Below are 14,663 nucleotides of genomic sequence, written 5' to 3'. Positions count from 1 at the left end.
GAATTGCAACGGGGCTCGTAGTGACGAGTCTTTCATATTTTCGAATGAAAACTGACGGGTACTGGTTGTGTTGAATTCACCATTTTCTCCTTGGCCTTCTTTTACTGAAGAGGAAGCTGACGCCGTACGTGATGTGATTCTGTCCAATAAGGTCAACTACTGGACTGGTACACAGGGGCGTGAGTTTGAGAAGGAGTTCGCTGCATGGGCGGGCACCGAATACGCCATCGGCCTGGCCAACGGAACGGTTGCCCTGGACCTTGCCTTGAAGGCGTTGGGTATCGGTGCTGGCGATGAAGTGATTGTCACCTCACGCACGTTTCTTGCTTCCGTCTCGAGCATTGTGAATGCCGGGGCTGTTCCGGTTTTCGCCGATGTGGATCGCGATTCGCAAAACTTCAGCGCGCAGACTATCCGCGCTGTACTGACTCCTCGCACCCGGGCCGTAATCTGTGTGCATTTGGCTGGCTGGCCTTGCGATATGGATCCGATCATGGCCCTGGCCGAGGAATTCGACCTTAAAGTGATCGAAGATTGTGCCCAGGCCCATGGCGCCCGTTACAAGGGGCGCCCGGTGGGGTCAATTGGCCATATCTCTGCCTGGTCCTTTTGTCAGGACAAGATCATGACCACAGGTGGCGAGGGCGGAATGGTCACAACCAACGATCGTAAGTTGTGGTCGGACATGTGGTCGTTCAAGGATCATGGCAAAAGCTGGGAAGCTGTCTACGAACGTAACCATCCTCCTGGTTTTCGCTGGTTGCATGAAAGCTTCGGTACGAACTGGAGAATGCTCGAGGTTCAGGCCGTCATCGGTCGGATTCAGCTCAAGCGCATGACCGACTGGCAGGCCAGCCGGCTGGCGAATGCCGGGCAGATATGGGAGTGCGCCAGCCAACTCAAAGGCTTGCGTGTGCCAATCATGCCTGAGGGCAGTGTTCACGCGGCGTATAAGTGCTACGTGTTTGTCGAGCCTCAGGCTCTCAAGGCCGGATGGGATCGTGATCGTATTCTGGCGGAGATTTCGGCACGAGACGTTCCGGTATTTTCCGGTTCCTGCTCCGAGGTCTATCTGGAGAAGGCGTTTGACAATACTGGCTGGCGTCCGGCGAGCCGGTTGCCGGTAGCACGGGAGCTCGGCGAGACAAGTGTAATGTTTCTCGTGCACCCGACGTTGACGCAGCATGAGATCGACAAGACATGCTCGGTGCTCAAGACCGTTATGCAGTTGGCTACCGAAGAGTAATCAGTTAGACAGTCAGGAATGCCCGTCTTTGTTTGCAACGCAGAAGGATTTGAGCTGCGGGCCAGTCAAATGGAATTTTCCATCATCATGGTATGAGGTCCCTTGGAATCATCCATGGTGGTGGCGGATGTACTTTAGGAGTAACAGAGGTGTTTCAAGGCGTTATGGATAAGTTGAGAACCTTATTACTGGGTTTAACGCGGCGGCAGAAACGTGCCTTCCAGGTAGTGACCGACGTTTTTCTTGTCTGGTTTGCCCTTTGGATGGCCTTTGTCGTTCGTTTGGGGATTGATGAGCTGATCAATCCTTTCACTGAATACCTATGGCTATTCCTGAGCGCCACGGTCATCGCTATTCCGCTGTTTGTACGGTTTGGTATGTACCGTGCAGTCATGCGCTATTTTGGAAACGATGCGCTGATCGCAATTATCAAGGCCGTCAGCCTGTCATCGTTGATTCTCGCGCTGGTTGTTTACTGGAGCGGCAACCATCAGTTGTTTGTTCCACGCTCGGTCATCTTCAATTACTGGTGGTTGAGCATGGTCATGATCGGGGGGCTACGCCTCGCGATGCGCCAGTATTTCCTGGGAGACTGGTTCGCGGCTGCGCAACATGTTCCTTTTACCAATCGAGATGATGGACTGCCGAAGGTGGCCATTTATGGTGCGGGGGCAGCCGGTAATCAATTGGTTGCTGCATTGCGCATGGGGAGGCTGTTGCGTCCTGTCGCCTTTATTGATGATGACAGCAGCATTGCCGATCGTGTGATTTCAGGCTTGCATGTCTATAAGCCAAAGCATATCCAGCAGATGGTTGACGTCACCGGTGCCCAGCAGATTCTTCTCGCCATTCCGTCTGCCAATCGTGGGCGCCGCCGGGAGATATTGACCTTCCTGGAGGGGTTCGCACTCCATGTGCAAAGCGTGCCCGGTTTTATGGATTTGGCCAGCGGGCGAGTGAAAGTCGATGATATCCAGGAAGTTGATATTGCTGACTTGTTGGGCCGTGACTCTGTCCCCCCTCAGGACGAGCTGCTTGAACATTGCATCAAGGAGCAGTCGGTTCTTATAACCGGGGCGGGCGGTTCAATCGGGTCTGAGCTTTGCCGGCAGATTCTCACGCTGCAACCCACGACACTGCTGTTGTATGAGCATAGCGAGTTCAATCTCTACAGCATCCTGCAAGAGCTTGAGCAGCGAATCGTGCGTGAGTCGCTTTCAGTTAAGTTATTGCCAATCCTGGGTTCTGTGCGCAATCAGGAAAAGCTCTTTGACGTCATGAAAACCTGGCGCGTGAACACGGTCTACCATGCGGCGGCTTACAAGCATGTACCGATGGTCGAGCATAATATTGCTGAAGGCGTGCTGAATAATGTGATGGGCACGCTGAGCGCCGCGCAAGCCTCTTTACGCGCCAATGTGGCGAACTTCGTGCTGATTTCTACTGATAAGGCGGTGCGTCCCACCAATGTAATGGGAAGCACCAAGCGTCTCGCAGAAATGACACTGCAGGCGCTCAGCAGTGAAATTGCTCCGGTGCTTTTCGGTGAGACTTCGAATGTTTCCCGTGTGAACAAGACGCGCTTTACCATGGTGCGGTTCGGCAATGTGCTGGGCTCATCAGGATCAGTGATCCCGTTGTTCCACAAGCAAATCAAATCCGGTGGCCCGCTGACGGTTACGCACCCCAAGATTACCCGGTATTTCATGAGCATCCCTGAAGCCGCTCAATTGGTTATCCAGGCGGGCTCCATGGGGCAGGGCGGTGACGTATTTGTTCTGGATATGGGCGAGCCGGTGAAAATCGTCGAGCTGGCCGAGAAGATGGTGCACCTTTCCGGCTTGAGTATTCGCTCTGATAAAAATCTTCAAGGTGACATCTCCATTGAGTTTACGGGGCTGCGTCCCGGCGAAAAACTTTATGAGGAGCTGTTGATCGGCGACAACGTAGTCACGACGCCGCACCCGATGATTATGAGTGCCAATGAAGACTACTTGCCCTGGGAGGTGTTGAAGGCCCGTTTAACGGAGCTGCTCAGCGCCGTTGAACAGGATGACTACACGCGTGTGCGTCAGCTGCTGCGCGAAACGGTCAGCGGCTATTCCCCGGACGGTGAAATCGTCGACTGGATCTACCAGCAGCGTCGTCTTGAGCCCTGAGCTCACACCCTGTAACTCACCCATTTTTGACTCTCCCCAAACATCGCCTAACTTTGAAAAGCAGCTTCGGAAAAGCTGCTTTTCCCTTATCGATGTCATGGAGTGTCACCTATGCGTAAAGCTTATTTCTCATCCTTTGTCTTTGCCTTTCTTGCCAGCCTCTCCCTAGCCACTACTGCCGCACCTTCCACCAAACCCGAAACGCCAACCTCCATTTCCACACAAATGACCAAGGTCGACCACACCACCAAGGTCAGCCTCAACTCCGCAGACGCCGAAACCCTGCGCCGGGACCTCTTCGGCATTGGCGCAGCCAAAGCCAAGGCCATCGTCGCTTACCGCGAAACCAACGGGCCCTTCACTGCGATAGATGAGTTGCTGGAAGTAAAAGGTATCGGCAAGGCATTGCTGGAGAAGAACCGCGACAGGCTTGAGGTCAATTGAACATCTGAAAAGCAGGCGAGGAGGCCGGTCATTGACCGGCTTTCTTCTGGCCGCAGAACCCCGCTTTCAAGCTCCCCCGCACCACATCAAGAATCCGCGTGGCCAACTCGGCGCTCTCCACACTTCTTGCCAACACCAACGCTCCCACCAGCGTCGACATCAGCACAAGGCCCTGTTCGCGGGCATTCGGGCTCTCGAGGGCGGCTTCGACCTGCTTGAGCCGGGCGTTAAGCACCTCATCCGTCGTCCTGCTGTTCTGCCCGCGCAACCCCAGCTCGGAAGACATCGTGGGCAGCGGGCACCCCTCATGGGGTGATGTCTGATGCCATTGCGACAGGTAGCTATCAATGAACGCGTCCAACGGTCGCTGTTGGCTGAACAGTTTTTTGCAATGTTCATCCAGTTGAGCAGCGGCCTCTTGCAACGCCTTTTCCACCAACTCGTCCTTTGACCTGAAGTGCGCGTAAAACCCGCCATGCGTCAGGTTCAGCGACTTCATCAGCGGCTGCAGGCCGGTAGCGCCAATGCCGTCGCGGCGAAAGCGTACCGAGGCCTCCTTGATGATGCGCCGGTGGGTTTGGGCTTTGTGGTCTTGTGAATAGCGCATGGGAAGGCCTCCGAAACATCAGGCCATATTAACCAAGCTTGGCGGGGCATACGCGGGTGTTTACAAAATTGTGCGGCTCAACGGGGAGCCGCTTCAGCCTCAACGATCCTGCGCATCCTTGGCGTCCGCCTGGGCATTGCGTTCTGCCACGCGCTTACGTTGTTCATCAGTCAATTCAACCTTGTTGGCGCTGTCTCGCAGCATCAACAAACCACCGACGATCGAACCGAACGCGACCACTAAAATCAACCAGGCATACCACGGCATAGGGCTCTCCTTGAGGCAGCAAACCGTGGGGAAATTTCCCACGGTAATGACTGCTTTGAGTAACGGGCTTTCTTAGTAGTTCATTGTAGGCCCGTTCTGCCCCGGTAGCCTTACAGCCCGGTCAACATAGCGTCCGCCGGTGCATCGGCGCGGTCTTGCGCGGTCAGTTGGAAGTACACAAAACCCACCACCATGAAGCCCAGGAAGATCAGCCCGATCAGCGCGTTGAACCACGCCATGGCCACCAGGCAGACGACGGCCAGTACCAGCGCAATCCCCGGCACGATTGGATAGCCCGGGGCGCGGAAGGTCCGCTCCAGCAGTGGCTCGGTCTTGCGCAGTTTGAACAGGCTGAGCATGCTCATGATGTACATGACGATGGCACCGAACACCGCCATGGTGATCATCGCGGCGGTCAGGGTCATGCCGCCCAGGTTGATCAGCCCGTCGCTGTAGATGGCGGCGATGCCGACGATGCCGCCGGCGATGATTGCCCGGTGCGGCGTCTGGAAGCGCGACAGTTTGGCGAGGAAGGAGGGCAGGTAGCCCGCGCGCGCCAGGGCGAAGAATTGGCGGGAGTAACCCAGGATGATCCCGTGGAAGCTGGCCACCAGGCCGAACAGGCCGATCCACACCAGCATGTGCAGCCAGCCCGAGCTGTCGCCGACCACGGTTTTCATCGCCTGGGGCAGCGGGTCGTTGATGTTCGACAGGGTGCGCCAGTCACCCACGCCACCGGCAAAGAACATCACGCCCATGGCCAGAATCACCAGGGTGAGGATGCCGCTGATGTAGGCCTTTGGAATAGTGCGCTTGGGATCTTTCGCCTCTTCGGCCGCCATGGCGGCGCCTTCGATGGCGAGGAAGAACCAGATGGCAAAGGGTATGGCCGCAAACATTCCGGCGATCGCCGGTGCGCCGAAGGTGTCGGAGCCGGCCCAGCCGTTGAGGGCGAAGTTGCTGAAGCTGAAGGCGGGAGCGACCACGCCCATGAACACCAGCAACTCGGCCACGGCAAGCACGCAGACCACCAATTCAAAGGTGGCGGCGAGCTTCACCCCGAGGATGTTCAGGCCCATGAACACAATGTAGGCGCCGACGGCCGCATGTTTCGGATCGAGGGCCGGAAACTGCACGTTCAGGTACGCGCCGATGGCCAGGGCGATCGCGGGCGGGGCGAAGACGAACTCGATCAGCGTCGCCAGCCCGGCAATCAAGCCACCTTTCTCGCCAAACGCCCGGCGGCTGTAGGCAAACGGGCCGCCAGCGTGAGGAATCGCGGTGGTCAGCTCGGTGAAACTGAATATAAAGCAGGTGTACATGGCGGCGACCATCAACGAGGTCACCAGGAAGCCCAATGTTCCCGCCACGCCCCAGCCATAGCTCCAGCCGAAATACTCTCCGGAAATCACCAGCCCGACTGCGATGCCCCACAAATGCAGAGTGCCCAAGGTGGGTTTGAGTTGTGTGTTCATCGTGTAGCTCTCCCTGAACGGTTTGGAATGTTTCAGGGCATTGCAGCGGACATGCCATTAACCAAAGCCGTGTCGTAAAGGCGCCGAAATGTCGCCGAGGGAACGGTTTGGCGTTTGAATCATTTCAAGCGCTGCACCAGATAAGGGCGTTGGTGTCTGGTCTGACGCTATCGCGGGCAAGCCCGGCTCCCACATTTGAAGTGCATACCCCCCGTAAACCCCGCATAAACCCACTCTTTACGCCGTCTTTACGCCCCACCCATACCGTCGCTCTCGTTCCTTTACGCCACTCCTGCGGACAATCCTCCTACACGCGGCAGTCGCCGCACGACGGAGAAACTTCCATGAGCGTTCTGGACGGGGTGTCACTGCTGTTGGCTGTGGCGCTGTTCATTTATCTGCTGGTTGCGCTGTTACGCGCGGATCGGAACTAGGAGCAGGCTATGCACAGTTATGACTATTGGCTGATCATCGCCTTCTTTGCCTTGGTGCTGATTCCGGCACCGGCCCTGGGGCGGTTCTACTACAAGGTAATGGAAGGGCAGCGAACCTGGCTCACGCCGGTGTTCGGCCCGGTCGAGCGCGTGTGCTATCGCCTTTCGGGTGTCGATGCAGACCAGGAACAGAGCTGGCAGAAATACGCGCTGGCGTTGCTGGCGTTCAACCTTGCCGGTTTCGTGCTGCTGTTCGCGATCCTGCTGTTCCAGGAATACCTGCCGCTGAACCCGCAGAAATTGCCGGGTCAGGAATGGACCCTGGCGTTCAACACCGCCATCAGTTTCATGACCAACACCAACTGGCAGAACTACAGCGGTGAAGCGTCCCTGAGCTACCTCAGTCAGATGGTCGGCCTCACCGTGCAGAACTTCGTCAGTGCCGCCACCGGCCTCGCCGTACTGGTCGCGTTGTGCCGTGGCATCGGTCGCAAGTCCACCAAGACCCTGGGCAATTTCTGGGTCGACATGACCCGCGCCACTCTCTACGGCCTGTTGCCGATGTGCCTGGTGTTCGCGTTGTTCCTGGTCTGGCAGGGCGTGCCACAAACTTTCGCTCACTATGTGAACGCGGTCACCATGCAGGGCGTTGACCAGGTCATCCCACTGGGCCCGGCTGCCAGCCAGATTGCGATCAAGCAACTGGGCACCAACGGTGGTGGCTTCTTCGGCGTCAACTCGGCGCATCCGTTCGAAGACCCGACTGCCTGGGCCAACCTGTTTGAACTGGGCGCGATCATCCTGATTCCGGTGGCGCTGGTGTTCACCTTTGGCCACTACGTGAAAGACCTGCGTCAGAGCCGGGCGATCCTCGGTTGCATGCTGGCCTTGTTCATCATCGGCGGCGCAACCGCCATGTGGGCCGAATACCAGCCCAACCCGGCGCTGAACAACCCGGCGGTTGAACAGGCCGCGCCGCAGGAAGGTAAAGAAGCGCGCTTCGGCACCACTGGCACCGTGTTGTGGTCGGTGGCGACCACCGCCGCGTCCAACGGTTCGGTCAACGGTATGCAAGACAGCCTCAACCCCCTGAGCGGGATGGTGTCGCTGGTCAACATGATGGTCGGCGAAGTGATCTTCGGCGGCGTCGGCGCCGGCATGTACGGCATGTTGCTCAACGTGTTGATTGCGGTGTTCCTCGCCGGTTTGATGATTGGCCGTACACCGGAATACCTCGGCAAGAAACTCCAGGCCAAGGAAGTGCAGTTGCTGGTCGTGACCTTGCTGGTGATGCCGGTCGGCACCCTCGTACTGGGCGCCATCGCTGCCAGTTTGCCTGGCCCGGCCGGCGCCATCAGTAACCCTGGCCCCCACGGTTTCAGCCAGTTGCTGTACGCCTACACCTCGGCCAGTGCCAACAACGGTTCGGCGTTCGGCGGCTTCAGTGCCAACACCGCGTTCCACAACCTGATGTTGAGCCTGTCGATGTTGCTCGGTCGCTTCGGTTACATCCTCCCGGTACTGGCCCTGGCCGGCAGCCTGGCGATGAAGAAGACCGCACCGATTGGCCAGAACAGCTTCCCGACCCACGGCCCGCTGTTCGTGACCCTGTTGACCGTGACCATTTTGCTGGTGGGCGGCCTGACCTTCCTGCCGACGCTGGCACTTGGGCCTATCGCTGAACATCTGAGCATGGGCTTCTAAGGGGATATGAAAATGAATATGCCTGCAAAAAACGCGGCTCCGGTGAAAACCCAGGAGCCGGCCAAAACCGCAATGTCGGCCCTGTGGCGCCCGGCGCTGGTCCAGGCGTTCGTCAAGCTGGACCCGCGCCAGCTGCAACGCTCGCCGGTGATGCTGGTGGTCGAGCTGACCGCGATCCTCACCACCATCCTGTGCTTCGTGCCGGATGTTGCCGTACCGACCTACGTCGCCGTGCAAATCGCCGTGTGGCTGTGGTTCACCGTGCTGTTTGCCAACTTCGCCGAAGCCTTGGCTGAAGGCCGCGGCAAGGCCCGCGCCGACAGCCTCAAGGCCGGCAGCGAGGGCCTCAGCGCCCGCCGCAAGGAAGCCGACGGCAGCTTCAAGGTCGTGCCGGCCACCAGCCTGCGCAAAGGTGATGTGGTACGCGTGGTCGCCGGGGAAATGATCCCGGGTGACGGCGAAGTCATCGAAGGGATTGCCGCGGTCAACGAAGCGGCCATCACCGGTGAATCGGCCCCGGTTATCCGTGAATCCGGCGGCGACCGCTCGGCCGTCACCGGCAATACCCGCCTGGTCTCGGACTGGTTGATGATTCGCATCACCGCCAACCCGGGCGAGTCGACCCTGGACCGCATGATCGCCCTGGTGGAAGGCGCCAAGCGCCAGAAAACCCCCAACGAAATCGCGCTGGACATCCTGCTGATCGGCCTGACGCTGATCTTCCTGCTGGTGGTGGTGACCCTGCAGCCGTTCGCCCACTTCGCCAATGGCAACCTGCCGCTGGTGTTCCTGGTGGCGCTGCTGGTCACGCTGATTCCGACCACCATCGGCGGCCTGTTGTCGGCCATTGGTATTGCCGGCATGGACCGCCTGGTGCGCCTCAACGTGATCGCCAAGTCCGGTCGCGCGGTGGAAGCGGCGGGGGACGTGCACGTGCTGTTGCTGGACAAGACCGGCACCATCACCTTCGGTAACCGTCGTTGCACCAACGTGATCGCCGCGCCGGGTGTCAGCGGCAAGGAACTGGCCGAGGGCGCGCTGCTGGCATCCCTGGCGGACGACACGGCCGAAGGTAAGTCAATCGTCGAATACCTGCGCGGCCAGCACCCGCAAGCCGAGCCGTCGACGGATGAGCTGACCTCGGTACCGTTCAGCGCGGAAACCCGCCTGTCCGGCGTCGACTACCAGGGCCGTGTGTTCCGTAAGGGCGCCGTGGATTCGCTGTTGGCGTTCATTGGCCTGCAACGCCGCGACCTGCAACCGGCGCTGTCGCGGGAAATCGACAAGATCGCCCAGAGCGGCGGCACTCCATTGCTGGTGTGTGCCGACGGCAAGTTGCTCGGCGCGATTCACCTCAAGGACGTGGTCAAGCCCGGCATCCGCGAACGGTTTGCCGAGCTGCGCAAGCTGGGGATCCGCACGGTGATGGTGACTGGCGACAACCCGCTGACCGCCGCCGCGATTGCTGCTGAAGCCGGTGTGGATGACGTGCTCGCCGAAGCCACCCCAGAGAAAAAACTCGCGCGCATTCGTCACGAACAGAACGATGGTCGCCTGGTTGCGATGTGCGGCGACGGCGCCAACGACGCCCCGGCGCTGGCCCAGGCTGACGTCGGCATGGCAATGAACGACGGCACTCAGGCCGCCCGTGAAGCGGCCAACATGGTCGACCTCGACAGCGACCCGACCAAGCTGCTGGACGTGGTGCAGATCGGCAAGGAATTGCTGGTGACCCGTGGTGCGCTGACCACCTTTTCCATTGCCAACGACGTGGCCAAGTACTTCGCGATCCTGCCGGCGCTGTTCGCCTCGATCTACCCGCAACTGGGTGTGCTCAACGTGATGCACCTGCAAAGCCCGCAGAGCGCGATCCTCTCGGCCATCGTGTTCAACGCGCTGATCATCGTGGTGCTGATCCCGCTGGCGCTGCGCGGTGTGCGCGTACAGGCGGCGAGTGCGGCGGCATTGCTGCGTCGCAACCTGCTGATCTACGGCCTGGGCGGGATCGTGGTGCCGTTCGTGGGCATCAAGGCGATCGACATGCTGTTGACCGCGCTGCACCTGGTTTGACTCGATGCCCGCAGGTACCGGCAAACCGGTGCCTGCAGGTTGCAATGACCGAATTGAGGAATTTGAAATGTCCAACATTATCCGCCCGGCCCTGAGCCTGCTGGTGTTGATGAGCCTGATCACCGGCGTGGCCTATCCCCTGGTTGTTACCGGCGTGGCGCAAGTCGCGTTCCCTGACCAGGCCAACGGCAGCCTGGTACACGATGCCAGCGGCAAGGTGCGTGGTTCGAGCCTGATTGCCCAGGATTTCACCGGTGACGGCTGGTTCCACCCACGGCCATCTGCTGGTGCGTTTGCTACGGTTTCCAGCAGCGCCAGCAACCTCGGCCCAAGCAACCCCGCACTGGCAACTCGTGTATTTGACGATGCCAGGAAAATGCTGGTGCCAGACCAGGGACCGGTGCCGATGGCATTGCTGACTACCTCCGGCAGCGGTCTTGATCCACACTTGCCACCGCAGGCAATTGCCTATCAACTGGCCCGGGTAGCTGCCGCGCGTAATCTGCCGGTGGCGACCCTGCAGCGCTTGATGGATGAGCACATCGAAAGCCCGCTGGTGGGGCCGCCGGTGGTGAACGTGCTGGCGTTGAACATGGCCTTGGAAAAACTGTAAGCCGTGGCGCCGCTTTCGCGAGCAGGCCCGCTCCCACATTCGACTGAGTTTCACCTTTGGAATGCGGTCAAATGTGGGAGCGGGCTTGCTCGCGAAGGCGGACTCAAGAAACCCACATCAACACCTGAAGGAAGACCGCCCGCATGAGCGACTCCGGCCGCGCCGATGCCCTGTTAGCCGATCTGCCCCGGGACGGCCGTGGCCGGCTCAAAGTCTTCCTCGGCGCCGCCCCGGGCGTGGGCAAGACCTACGCCATGCTCCAGGCTGCCCACACCCAACTGCGCCAGGGTGTGCGGCTGATCGCCGGCGTAGTGGAAACCCACGGTCGCGCCGAGACCGAAGCCTTGCTCAGCGGCTTGCCACAACAGCCGCTGCTGCGTTCCGAATACCGCGGCGTGATGCTGGAGGAAATGGACCTCGACGGCCTGCTCGCCGCCAAGCCCAAACTGGTGCTGGTGGACGAACTGGCCCACAGCAACGCCCCCGGCAGCCGCCACGAAAAACGCTGGCAAGACATTCAGGAATTGCTCTCGGCGGGCATCAACGTCTTCACCACGGTCAACGTCCAGCACCTGGAAAGCCTCAACGACCAGGTGCGCGGCATTACCGGCGTGCAAGTGCGCGAGACCTTGCCCGACTGGGTCTTGCAGGAAGCCGATGAACTGCTGCTGATCGACCTGCCATCCCGGGAACTGCTGGAGCGCCTGCGGGACGGCAAGGTGTACGTGCCGGAACAGGCCCGTGCTGCCATCGATGCCTTCTTCACCCAGACCAACCTCATGGCCCTGCGCGAGCTGGCGATGCAAACCGCCGCGGCCCATGTCGACGATGACCTGGCCCAGGGTTATCGCCAATTGGGCCAGGCCGCACCGGCTGTGCGTGGCCGCTTGCTGGTGGGCGTGGACGGCGATGCCCAGGCCGAACGCCTGGTGCGTCATGCCAGCCGCGTAGCCCAGCGTCGGCATTTGCCGTGGAGCCTGGTGCATGTGGATAACGGCCGGGTGCGCGATGAACAATCGCGCCTGCGCCTGCAAAACGCCCAGCAACTGGCCGAGCGTCTTGGCGGTGAAGTGGTGTTGCTGCGAGCGGGGGAGGTGGCCAAGACCCTGATCCAGCACGCCGCCGAGCGTCGCGCCAGCTTGATTCTGGTGGGGCAGTCCCGGCCGCGCTGGCGGCGCAATCTGTTTGGTGGCGGCTTGGCGGCACGCCTGCTGCGCAATGCACGGGGCCTGGAAATCAACGTCCTCGACAGTGACGAAGTGCCGGCTCCGCCACGCTTGCCGGATGTACGCGGGCTGGTGTGGTTTGACTATGCCCTGGCGCTGGTGGCAACCGTGATTGCGGCGGCGGTCGCTTGGGGCGTCGCCAGTGCCTTGCCGTTGCCGAATATCTCGCTGGTGTTCCTCGCCGCCGTATTGCTGGTGGCGGTGCGCAGTAGCCTGGGGCCGGCGCTGGCGTGTGCGGCGCTGTCATTCCTGAGCTACGACTTCCTGTTCATCCCGCCGAATTTCTCCTTCGCGATCCAGCGTGAAGAAGACGTGCTGACGCTGTTGTTCTTCCTGCTGATGGCGGCGCTCACCGGTAATCTCGCTGCACGCCAGCGCCGGCAGTTGCAGGCGCTGCGCGATACCCAGGAAGAAACCACCGAGCTGCTCGACCTGTCCCGCAAACTCACCGCCGCCACCGATCGCCAGGCAGTGATCAGTGCCGCCGCGCATCATCTGGAAGGCTGGAGCGACCTGCAATTGTGCCTGCTCAACCGCGACGGGCAGGGCGACTGGAAGGTCGAGACCGGAGGCCCGATCACCTTTACCGAAGCCGAACGCGCCGCCGCCGACTGGGCCTGGCAGCACGATCAGCCGGCCGGCATGGGCACCGGCACCTTGCCGTTCGGGCGCTGGTGGTGGTGGCCGTTGTCCAGCGAAGAAGGCCCGTTGGGTCTGCTGGGGGTCAGCCCGAAGGCCGGGCTTGAACTGAGCGGCCAGCGCCGTCGCCTGCTCACGGCCTTGAGCCAGCCATTGGCTCAAGCCCTGGCCCGTGCGCAGCTCGGCCAGGAACTGGAAGCGGCACGCCTGCACGGTGAAACCGAGCAATTGCGCAGCGCCTTGCTGGCTTCGGTGTCTCACGATTTGCGCACACCGCTGACCTCCATGCGTGGCAGCATCGACAGCCTGCTGGCCCTCGGCGAGGCGATTCCCCTGGAAGATCGCCGGGAGCTGCTGGAAGGCACTCGCGATGAGGCTGAGCGCCTGGATCGCTACATCCAGAACCTGCTGGACATGACTCGTCTGGGCCACGGCGCGCTGAAGCTGGCGCGGGACTGGGTGTCACCCGGCGATATCGTCGGCAGCTCCCTGGGCCGCTTGCGTGCGGTATTGGCGCCGCTGCAGGTGATCACCGACGTGCCGCCCGAGCTGCCGCTGCTCTACGTGCATGCCGCGTTGATCGAGCAAGCACTGGTCAACGTACTGGAAAATGCCGCACGCTTCTCGCCGCCACAAGGCCGGCTGAAACTCAGCGCGGGCGTGCAGGATAACCAGTTGTTTTTTGCTGTTGCCGATGAGGGACCGGGGATTCCCGAGGAGGAGCGGGCGAAAATTTTCGATATGTTCTACACCGCCGCCAGGGGGGATCGCGGCGGGCAGGGCACCGGGCTCGGCCTGGCGATCTGCCAGGGCATGGTCGGCGCCCACGGCGGGCATATCAGCGTGGCCGACGGCATTGAGGGCCGTGGCACCTGCATCACTTTATTCCTGCCATTGCAGGCCCAGCCTGGCCTGGAAAGCGAACCTTGAGCTACCCTCTTTTCTTCACGGATTTTGATTGGACACCATGAGCCAGACTGCGACGATTTTGGTCATTGACGACGAACCGCAGATCCGCAAGTTCTTGCGTATCAGCCTGGCCTCCCAGGGCTACAAAGTGATCGAGGCCGGCACCGGCAACGAAGGCCTGGCGCAGGCCGCCTTGAGTAAACCGGACCTGCTGGTGCTCGACCTCGGCCTGCCGGACATGGACGGCCAGCAGGTGCTGCGCGAGTTTCGTGAGTGGTCCACGGTACCGGTACTGGTGTTGTCGGTGCGAGCCAGTGAAGTGCAAAAAGTCGAGGCGCTGGACAACGGCGCCAATGACTATGTGACCAAGCCATTTGGCATCCAGGAGTTTCTTGCACGGGTGCGGGCGTTGTTGCGCCAGGCGCCGGCGGGGGAGGCCCAGGAAGCGGCGTTGCGCTTTGGCCCGCTGACGGTAGACCTGGCTTATCGGCGGGTGCTGCTGGACGGTGTCGAAGTGGCGCTGACCCGCAAGGAATACGCGGTGCTGGCGCAACTGGCGCGGCATCCCGGGCGGGTGATCACCCAGCAGCAACTGCTCAAGGATATCTGGGGGCCGACCCATACCGAAGACAGCCATTACCTGCGGATTGTGGTGGGGCATCTGCGCCAGAAACTGGCGGATGATCCGACCCAACCACGGTTTATCGTGACTGAGGCCGGTGTTGGGTATCGGCTATTGAACACCGAAGCCTGAAGCGTTAGCTCAGCTGTGGCGAGGGAGCTTGCTCCCGCTGGGCTGCGCAGCAGCCCCAGAATCCTGGGAGCGCTTCGCACTCCAGCGGGAGCAAGCTCCCTCGCCACACAAGCCCT

12 protein-coding genes are annotated in these 14,663 nt (G+C 60.6%); 9 read left to right on the top strand and 3 right to left on the bottom strand.

The genetic code is table 11. From position 1 onward, the window contains the following. The first annotated feature begins 67 nt into the window (after window positions 1-67). The 3 genes from HX818_RS03235 to HX818_RS03225 all read left to right on the top strand — a co-directional run bounded on the left by HX818_RS03235 (window position 68) and on the right by HX818_RS03225 (window position 3,849). On the top strand, window positions 68-1,246 hold the full coding sequence (locus HX818_RS03235; RefSeq protein WP_177008085.1) for a DegT/DnrJ/EryC1/StrS aminotransferase family protein: 1,179 nt from the start codon (window positions 68-70) through the stop codon (window positions 1,244-1,246). A gap of 164 nt (window positions 1,247-1,410) precedes the next feature. Beyond that, a complete protein-coding gene (locus HX818_RS03230) occupies window positions 1,411-3,405 on the top strand; it encodes a nucleoside-diphosphate sugar epimerase/dehydratase (RefSeq protein WP_177019485.1) in 1,995 nt (664 codons plus the stop codon). Window positions 3,406-3,516: 111 nt separating this feature from the next. Further along, complete coding sequence (locus HX818_RS03225; RefSeq protein ID WP_008437725.1) at window positions 3,517-3,849, top strand: ComEA family DNA-binding protein; 333 nt, start codon at window positions 3,517-3,519, stop codon at window positions 3,847-3,849. A gap of 28 nt (window positions 3,850-3,877) precedes the next feature. On the opposite strand, the gene HX818_RS03220 is transcribed toward HX818_RS03225, so the two are convergent. The 3 genes from HX818_RS03220 to eat form a co-directional block, all read right to left on the bottom strand. After that, window positions 3,878-4,456, bottom strand: a complete 579-nt coding sequence (locus tag HX818_RS03220; protein WP_177019484.1) for a TetR/AcrR family transcriptional regulator — start codon at window positions 4,454-4,456, stop codon at window positions 3,878-3,880. A 99-nt stretch (window positions 4,457-4,555) separates the two neighbouring features. Continuing rightward, the gene (locus HX818_RS03215) at window positions 4,556-4,723 is read right to left on the bottom strand and encodes a DUF2897 family protein (RefSeq protein WP_177019483.1); all 168 of its coding nucleotides are present in this window, start codon (window positions 4,721-4,723) and stop codon (window positions 4,556-4,558) included. 110 nt (window positions 4,724-4,833) lie between these two features. Next, window positions 4,834-6,198, bottom strand: coding sequence for an ethanolamine permease (gene eat / locus HX818_RS03210; RefSeq protein WP_003218757.1), 1,365 nt, complete (start codon window positions 6,196-6,198; stop codon window positions 4,834-4,836). A 344-nt stretch (window positions 6,199-6,542) separates the two neighbouring features. Between eat and kdpF the strand changes: the two genes are divergently transcribed. From kdpF to HX818_RS03180, 6 genes are all read left to right on the top strand, one after another. Then, window positions 6,543-6,632: a K(+)-transporting ATPase subunit F gene (kdpF, locus tag HX818_RS03205; protein ID WP_003218754.1), complete on the top strand. Its 90-nt coding sequence runs from the start codon at window positions 6,543-6,545 to the stop codon at window positions 6,630-6,632. Window positions 6,633-6,641: 9 nt separating this feature from the next. Then, window positions 6,642-8,336 (top strand): potassium-transporting ATPase subunit KdpA, encoded by a 1,695-nt coding sequence (gene kdpA, locus HX818_RS03200; protein ID WP_177019482.1) that lies wholly within the window; start codon window positions 6,642-6,644, stop codon window positions 8,334-8,336. Window positions 8,337-8,348: 12 nt separating this feature from the next. Next, the gene (gene kdpB, locus HX818_RS03195; protein ID WP_177019481.1) at window positions 8,349-10,406 is read left to right on the top strand and encodes a potassium-transporting ATPase subunit KdpB; all 2,058 of its coding nucleotides are present in this window, start codon (window positions 8,349-8,351) and stop codon (window positions 10,404-10,406) included. Between the two features lie 67 nt (window positions 10,407-10,473). Next, window positions 10,474-11,019, top strand: a complete 546-nt coding sequence (gene kdpC / locus HX818_RS03190) for a potassium-transporting ATPase subunit KdpC (protein ID WP_087693688.1) — start codon at window positions 10,474-10,476, stop codon at window positions 11,017-11,019. A 143-nt stretch (window positions 11,020-11,162) separates the two neighbouring features. Continuing rightward, window positions 11,163-13,814: a sensor histidine kinase KdpD gene (locus HX818_RS03185; protein WP_177019480.1), complete on the top strand. Its 2,652-nt coding sequence runs from the start codon at window positions 11,163-11,165 to the stop codon at window positions 13,812-13,814. Between the two features lie 37 nt (window positions 13,815-13,851). After that, window positions 13,852-14,547: a response regulator gene (locus HX818_RS03180; protein WP_003218747.1), complete on the top strand. Its 696-nt coding sequence runs from the start codon at window positions 13,852-13,854 to the stop codon at window positions 14,545-14,547. Window positions 14,548-14,663 lie beyond the last annotated feature (116 nt).

Source organism: Pseudomonas sp. F9001, assembly GCF_013385435.1.
GTDB lineage: Bacteria > Pseudomonadota > Gammaproteobacteria > Pseudomonadales > Pseudomonadaceae > Aquipseudomonas.
Note: the sequence above shows the minus strand (reverse complement) of the source record. Positions and strands in the feature narration are given on the sequence as shown.

What these genes read in the sequence shown, in the direction of transcription:
- eat (WP_003218757.1), bottom strand. Translation starts at nt 6,198, where the DNA reads ATGAACACACAACTCAAACCCACCTTGGGCACTCTGCATTTGTGGGGC.
- kdpF (WP_003218754.1), top strand. Translation starts at nt 6,543, where the DNA reads ATGAGCGTTCTGGACGGGGTGTCACTGCTGTTGGCTGTGGCGCTGTTC.
- kdpB (WP_177019481.1), top strand. Translation starts at nt 8,349, where the DNA reads ATGAATATGCCTGCAAAAAACGCGGCTCCGGTGAAAACCCAGGAGCCG.
- HX818_RS03180 (WP_003218747.1), top strand. Translation starts at nt 13,852, where the DNA reads ATGAGCCAGACTGCGACGATTTTGGTCATTGACGACGAACCGCAGATC.
- kdpC (WP_087693688.1), top strand. Translation starts at nt 10,474, where the DNA reads ATGTCCAACATTATCCGCCCGGCCCTGAGCCTGCTGGTGTTGATGAGC.
- HX818_RS03225 (WP_008437725.1), top strand. Translation starts at nt 3,517, where the DNA reads ATGCGTAAAGCTTATTTCTCATCCTTTGTCTTTGCCTTTCTTGCCAGC.
- HX818_RS03185 (WP_177019480.1), top strand. Translation starts at nt 11,163, where the DNA reads ATGAGCGACTCCGGCCGCGCCGATGCCCTGTTAGCCGATCTGCCCCGG.
- HX818_RS03220 (WP_177019484.1), bottom strand. Translation starts at nt 4,456, where the DNA reads ATGCGCTATTCACAAGACCACAAAGCCCAAACCCACCGGCGCATCATC.
- kdpA (WP_177019482.1), top strand. Translation starts at nt 6,642, where the DNA reads ATGCACAGTTATGACTATTGGCTGATCATCGCCTTCTTTGCCTTGGTG.
- HX818_RS03230 (WP_177019485.1), top strand. Translation starts at nt 1,411, where the DNA reads ATGGATAAGTTGAGAACCTTATTACTGGGTTTAACGCGGCGGCAGAAA.
- HX818_RS03215 (WP_177019483.1), bottom strand. Translation starts at nt 4,723, where the DNA reads ATGCCGTGGTATGCCTGGTTGATTTTAGTGGTCGCGTTCGGTTCGATC.